Annotated in this window: 4 protein-coding genes and 1 pseudogene; 3 read left to right on the top strand and 2 right to left on the bottom strand. The window is 59.3% G+C overall.

The features are described from left to right. Positions 1 to 205: 205 nt before the first annotated feature. The gene (locus NKJ80_RS31250) at positions 206 to 898 is read left to right on the top strand and encodes an SOS response-associated peptidase (protein WP_286456780.1); all 693 of its coding nucleotides are present in this window, start codon (positions 206 to 208) and stop codon (positions 896 to 898) included. A 202-nt stretch (positions 899 to 1,100) separates the two neighbouring features. Here the strand turns inward: NKJ80_RS31250 and NKJ80_RS31245 are convergent, their stop codons facing one another. Both NKJ80_RS31245 and NKJ80_RS31240 read right to left on the bottom strand, forming a co-directional pair. After that, positions 1,101 to 1,943, bottom strand: coding sequence for a plasmid partitioning protein RepB C-terminal domain-containing protein (locus tag NKJ80_RS31245; RefSeq protein ID WP_023731574.1), 843 nt, complete (start codon positions 1,941 to 1,943; stop codon positions 1,101 to 1,103). Next, on the bottom strand, positions 1,937 to 3,541 hold the full coding sequence (locus NKJ80_RS31240; RefSeq protein WP_023804798.1) for a recombinase family protein: 1,605 nt from the start codon (positions 3,539 to 3,541) through the stop codon (positions 1,937 to 1,939). The genes NKJ80_RS31245 and NKJ80_RS31240 overlap by 7 nt, the downstream gene beginning before the upstream one ends. A 114-nt stretch (positions 3,542 to 3,655) precedes the next feature. Between NKJ80_RS31240 and NKJ80_RS31235 the strand changes: the two are divergent. Both NKJ80_RS31235 and NKJ80_RS31230 read left to right on the top strand, forming a co-directional pair. Next, positions 3,656 to 3,981, top strand: a pseudogene (locus tag NKJ80_RS31235) (type II toxin-antitoxin system HicB family antitoxin); the annotation flags it as partial. Between the two features lie 184 nt (positions 3,982 to 4,165). Further along, positions 4,166 to 4,483: a YMGG-like glycine zipper-containing protein gene (locus tag NKJ80_RS31230; protein WP_023690487.1), complete on the top strand. Its 318-nt coding sequence runs from the start codon at positions 4,166 to 4,168 to the stop codon at positions 4,481 to 4,483. Positions 4,484 to 5,454 lie beyond the last annotated feature (971 nt).

Here is a 5,454-nt window from a genome sequence, read left to right as displayed (position 1 = left end):
CGCGAGCACAAGAAGCTCGCTCTGCGCCAAGCCGCATGACCAGCATCATGGCTGCCCCATTTTGCAGAACTTGACGCACACAACCGCAATCATCGGTCACCGCCGCCAAGATACGCGGCGTCTGGCGCCGCAGCGACGAGTATAGGAGAATTCCGACCTTGGCCCGCTCAGCGTGCCTGAACTCCTGCGCAACTGAGGCAGAGCGATGTGCGGACGTTACACCAAATATCTGTCGTGGTCGGAAATCCACCGGCTCTACCGCCTGACTGCGCCGGCGGAGACGGGCCGCAACGACGAGCCCCGGTACAACATCGCGCCGACTCAGGATGTCCCATTCGTCACTGCCGGTGAGGATGGCAATCACAGGCTCCGTGAAGGGCGCTGGTGGCTGGTCCCTTTCTGGGCAAAGGAAATGCCCAAGGCGGCTATGTTCAATGCGAGGATTGAGGGCATCGATACAGCGCCCGCCTTCCGCGACGCCTACAAGTCCAAGCGCTGCCTGATCCCTGCCGATGGCTTCTACGAGTGGACGATATCGCCAGCCGACGGCAAGAAAGACCCTTGGCACATCTACCAGCCAGGCCACGCGCCTTTCTCGTTCGCCGGGCTTTGGGCTTACAATTCCAATCTCGACATAACCAGCTGCACCATCATCACCGAGCCTGCCGGAGAACCGATGAAGCAGTTGCATGATCGGCAGCCTCTCATTCTCGACCCGGCCTACTATGACGCCTGGCTGGACCCGGCGACGCCCAAGGACAGCCTCAAGGACGTTCTCAGCCACGACATCGACGGTCAGCTGCAGTTCAACCGCGTTGGACGTGAGGTGAACACGAGCGCCGTCAACAAGTTGCCCAACGACCATCCCGGCCTGGTCGGGCCGATCAACCCGTTATGAGCGACGAACCGAGCCGGCTTGCCGAAGGGATGACAGCGATTCCGCGCGGCCGAGAGCCGATCGAAAATCGCTTTGCGAGCATTCTGGCTGCGGCAAGCTCGGCGGGTTTGGCTTTTCGAGGCCTGGACAGAAGTCACATTGGTTCTGTTGTTTGCATCCCGGCGACGGCGATCGGTTTCTATAGGAGTTGACGTCCGACCATCTAGCGCCCCTGTTCGAGGCATGGCATCGAGAAGCTGTGAAACTCTTCAAAATGCCCCGGAAAGGTCCGGGCGAGATACCGCACCACTCTGGAATTATCCATCAACCGGTCGAAAAAGCGGTTGGCTGCGACAAGCTCCAGGCCCACCTGGCCATGACGTTCCGCGGCGCTGAGAACCGCAAGGCTTACCGCGCCGACATCGAGCACCATCGCGCCGCGCTGGTCTTCCGCTTGTGTGGTGATCGTTGAGAGATTAAAACCCTCGACCAGCAGGGCTTGCGGTGTCAGAGCGACGAGTAGTCTCGCGTAGGTGATCCTGACCCGGTCCATCGCCACCATCAGCCGGGCAATCTCCAATTGCCTGGCTGGCAGCACCTTCTGGAGCAACCCGAAGATTTTTGTTTTTACCGGCGCGTCCCGAAGCAGGTCGAGGACATCAGGGCAAATTCCGTTAACGGCTTTCCGGTTCTCGCCTGTCTCGGAAGCGGGTTTTCCGGGAGAGCAGAACATTTGCGGCTCGCGGGTCGCGCCACGCAACCTATGTGCCAGTAGGCTTGGCATTGTCCTGAAGCCCTCGGACACCAGCGTGGCGCAGAATTGCTTGTCGCGCATCATCAGGTGGAGCGCCGCTACTATCCGGTCTAGGCTCTGTTCAGACTTTGCCGCTTGCGTGACGAAATCGCGCATGCGTTTGCATTCCGTATCGTAGGTCGCCAAAAATTCGTGTGAACGAAGCCTCTTCTTGGACCCTAATGCGCCAGCAACAATATTGCTCGCATGTCTGTCGCCACCGTTTTCCAACGCACGGTAGGCGGCGTCCTTGGCTAAGCGCTTGACTACCAAGCCACGCCTCCGACAGGCTCTCGCTCTGCTAACCTGATAATCGGGTCGAGCGTGGGAAAAATATAGCTGTCCAGCGGTATCCCATTGATGGCATGCAGTTCCGATTTACCCGCGATCTCGTGGGCAGGCGCAATCAAATAGTCCCGAATGGTCAGGTCGCCCGGATTCATACGGATCAGGACGAAAATGTCGGGTAGTGGCCGTTTATCGGCCTTCGAAAACCAGCGTGGATAGCCGAAGCCGGAAACCCTGCATCGGGCCATTGTAATCGCCATCGTGATCTCCTCGTTTATCCGCAGGAGGTCCATCGCCATGTCATGGGCAGCAACCCCGCCCTGCCTATCAATCGCGCCCACAAGATCCCGGATAATCTGCAGCCTCATTGATTCCAGGTGCCGGTTCACGCCGATGAAGCGGTAGTTTTTGGATGGCTCGTATCCGATCAGTTCATAGGCTTTGACAATGGTTCCAAAACGCCACTGGTAGCGTTGGGCCGGCGGGCATCCGGGATCCGCGTCGATCAGGGCCAACGACAAGGCGCCACGGCGAGCCAGTAGTGCCCTAAGAGCGGCCAGCATCTCGTTGTTGGTCATGTGGCGATAGATGGTCTTGAGCACGATCTGCGCCCGATCGAACAGTTTGCGGTCGACGATCGGCTCCAGGACGTTTTCCACCCGCACCCACTGTTCCGGGGGATTGCGGACTTGATGGCTTCTCAGCCGGGCCGAATGCTTGTTCCAGACGCTGTTGCCAATGTAATTTTCGTTGGTCAGCACCGAGTGCACGGATTCCCGCGTCCATGGTCGCCCCAAATCGCTGAGCACGCCGCGTTTGTTGAGCAGTCTTGCCATCTCCAGCTCTGTCTTGCGTGTTCTGACAAAGTGACTGAAGATCCACTTCACTGTCGCAATCTCGTCAGGCGGGCCGAGCACCAGAACTATTCGATCCGTCTGCTGGCTCTTGTATTCGTGGGATGAAAGGATGCATTTTGAGCGGCCGTGTTGATCGACAAGCAGGCGCCGCAGGCCAAAGCCGGCCTTCCCGCCCTGCCGGAAGCCCAGCCGGATCAACCTTGCCTGGCCGATGAAGACTTTTTGCGAGAGCATTCTGCTCTGCTCGGCAGCCATGCTCCGTTTGATTGCTTTGAGGACGTCTGACCCGATGCTGCCGTCGTTTGCGAATTGCTCGGCGCAAAATTCGATACGCACGCCGGCCATCTGGCATCGGTATTCGTAGGCTGCGCTTTCATCAATGTTCTGAAAACGCCCCCACCGGCTTACATCATAGACCACAACCGTCTCAAAATCGGCTCGCCCACTTTCGACATCGGCCAACAGCTTCTGAAGACCGGGGCGCCCTCCAAGGTTTAAACCGCTGCGACCGAGGTCCTCGTAAGTGGCGACAATGTCGTAAGCCATGATATCGGCATAGTCGCGAATGGCATCCGCTTGGTTGTCGATCGAGTAGGTCTGGTGTTCCGTCGACATGCGCACGTACTGCGCGGCGCGAACTCTAGGCACAGTCTGGTGCCCGCCATCTAACTTTGGCACTTTCCCCACACTCTTGACCGTTGCCCAGGCAATGTCTGCCTGGGGCATGCCCAACCTACTAGGCAGCTTCCTACGGTCCCATTAGGAATACCTCGACAGTTTGTGTCGAATGGCTCGATAGTCTGATCGAGCCTCGAAGCCGCTCCTTGGGGGAACCGACCCGTGCGTCACTATATCGGATTGATCCACAAGCAAGCGGACAGCGACTTCGGCGTATCCTTTCCCGATTTTCCGGGCGTGGTCACCGCCGGCACCAGCCTCGACGACGCCCGCGCCATGGCCGAAGAGGCCCTGGCCTTCCATCTCGAAGGCCTTGTCGAGGATGGCGAAGCCATTCCCGAGCCATCATCCCTGGAAGATGTCATGTCGAACAATGACAATCTCAGCCGGGTCGCCGTCCTGGTAGCGCTCAAAGCCGAACCACAAAGGTGGTGCGCGTCAACGTCACCATTCCCGAAGATGTCCTCGACCAGATAGATCGATATGCGATTCAAACCGAGGCGTTACCGACCTGTTCGCGAAAGCCGTTTCCGCTTTGGCAACCATTGTCTTCAAGGCCCGAGAAACCACGTCTCATTTCGTGAGCGGGCGTGCCGCCGTTTGGCCGCAATGCGCCAGCAACTGGCAACCATTCGCCCCGATCCGCGTTTGGGGCTCCAAAGGAGTTCCAAGATGATCATCAGACAAACCATTGCCGCCGTGCTCATGACTGCAGCACTTGCAGGCTGCGCGACCCAGACCGAACAGCAGCAGAGGGCAACCACAGGCGCACTCATTGGCGGCGGTGTCGGCGCCCTCGCCGGCCAGGCACTGGGCGGCAACACCGAAAGCACGGTCGTGGGTGCCGCCGGCGGCGCCTTGCTCGGCGCCGTCATCGGCCAGTCGACCACGCCGCAGCGCCGCGGCGAACAGCTTTGCCGTTACCAGGACCGCCGCGGCCGGATCTACACGGCGCCTTGCGATGATCGCTATTACAACAACGACTATTGATCCAGCCTCCCTGGAAGTGCGGCTCTCTGACGTTTGCTGCCGCTCTTCCAGGGACCCGGGATCCGTTCGGCGTTTCACAATATGAGAACGCCCGCTCAGTCCATTACACCCTCTGGCTGATGAGCTTGCGCTTGGTGCTTGCAAGGATCCCATTTCGCGGAAGCGACGTGAAGCGCTGGTTTCATGGCGCCAACAATGACATCGCATTGCCGCAGCTGAAAGTGCCGACAGCGACCATCGGCTGCGGCTGAAGAGCGGGGGTGACGGTCACGGTGCCAAACATCAAGGTCGCCAAGCGCGCCTTGGCCAAGCCGAATGGCTTGCGCTGCTTTGGTGGAGATTCTCGCTCACACCACCAAAGGCCTCCTTCGGAGGCCTTTTTCATGTCATGGTGGCTGGCAACTGAGTGCCACAACGATTAGGTGGCACTCCCTGCCTAGGCGAAGAGTTGCACTGCCGCCAAGGTCCTTCGACCGCTTTCACGTCGTAAGCTTGGAGAACAATCCCGATGCTCAACAGCATTGCGGGCTGGCTCGATGCTGCAACTGCAATTGCCATTGTTCGGCTCCTGATTGACCTCATGAACCTATACCGCTCCGCTGCCGCCAAGAAGGCGCCGGACGGCAGGCGCGCGAGATCAAAGCCGATACGCAAGCGCCGTCCGCGTCGCCGCTGAACCGCGTCTTCCCAACCAACTCAAACTGTGACCGCGATGGTTTGACCCACCAGCGACCCGTGCACTCATCATATGGCGTCGACCGTATCCAGCTCGCGTGCCCTGCTCGGTGATGCGGTCGGCGCCGACGGGTGATGATGCGGGTGGCGTCGCGAAGGCAGCCAGCCGGCGCGCCGCGCGCCTAGTCGATTTCATCGTTAGTGGCGTATGTTGCAAGTCAAGCACTGTGAAGCACAGCGTCCAGATCGGACCTGCTGCCGTGTCGAATGGAATAGGCGCGAGTGATTTCCGCACC

It is taken from the genome of Mesorhizobium sp. M0030, from assembly GCF_040323695.1.
Classification (GTDB): Bacteria; Pseudomonadota; Alphaproteobacteria; order Rhizobiales; family Rhizobiaceae; genus Mesorhizobium.
The sequence above is the reverse complement of the archived record's forward strand: the minus strand, read 5'-3'. Positions and strand labels throughout refer to the sequence as shown.